Raw genomic sequence first — 1,051 nt, 5'->3', positions numbered from 1 at the left:
TTTATTAGAAGCATCTAATTATGGTGGAGATAAGAGCTCAGTAACTTCAGTAGTTTTACCAGTTGACTCTCAATACGAAGTAACTTTATTTAAAGAAAACATAGAGTTATTATTCTTTGATAAAAGAGAGTTTATAATTAAAGAGGGTGAAGAAATAACCCATCTAATGTTTTTTGTTGAAGGTAAGGCTAAAGTTTATATGACACTCAAAAATGGTAAATTATTATTGTTAGATTTCTATAAAGAACTAGATACACTTGGAGATATGGAATTAATCACTAATGATATAGCTGCTTGCAATGTAGAAGCAATTGAATCATGTGTTTGCTTAGGAATACCAGTAAAATTTCTTAAAAATAATTATGATAAAGATATAAAGTTATTAAATTTCTTATGTAATTCATTGGGGGAAAAGCTTAAGAGATCTTCTAAAAATTCAACTATTAATTTAATGTATCCTTTGGAAAATAGATTAGCAAGCTATATTATATCTGTTGGTGCCAATAAATATGATAAGGTATTTAGGTTTGATGAGACTCTTACTATAATTTCTGAACTTTTAGGAACAAGTTATAGACACTTACATAGAACACTAAATAAGTTAGGTGATAAAGGTATTCTTTTTAGGAAGGAAGATTCATACTTAATACTCGATTATAATAAGTTAGAAGAGTTAGCAGCAGATATATATAGATAAATTAATTAACATAGAATTCATAGATTTTATATATTTTAAATTTTTACATATGATATAATTATCATAGATAAGTTGTAAAAAAATTCTATAAAATATATTGAAAAAGTGAGGTATACATATGAAGAAGAGAATTATAACTATGATAGCAGCTATGGCTTTAACAGTAGGTTTAGTTGGATGTACTAGCGGAGGCATAAAACTACCAGAGGGAGATGTTAAGATAGTAAATCAATCAACACAAGGTGTAGTTGAACTTTTATTAGAAGCATCTAATTATGGTGGAGATAAGAGCTCAGTAACTTCAGTAGTTTTACCAGTTGACTCTCAATACGAAGTAACTTTATTTAAAGAAAA

The 1,051-nt window shown here is 27.2% G+C and carries 1 protein-coding gene and 1 pseudogene; both read left to right on the top strand.

The window, feature by feature from the left end:
* Positions 1 to 697, top strand: a 697-nt coding sequence (locus E6248_RS16335) for a cyclic nucleotide-binding domain-containing protein (RefSeq protein ID WP_316341815.1), incomplete at its 5' end; no start/stop codon positions are given.
* Positions 698 to 815: 118 nt separating this feature from the next.
* A pseudogene (locus tag E6248_RS16330) lies at positions 816 to 1,051 on the top strand (hypothetical protein); the annotation flags it as partial.

Source organism: Clostridium sp., from assembly GCF_032552055.1.
Taxonomy (GTDB): Bacteria; Bacillota; Clostridia; order Clostridiales; family Clostridiaceae; genus Clostridium.
Note: the sequence above shows the minus strand (reverse complement) of the source record. Positions and strands in the feature narration are given on the sequence as shown.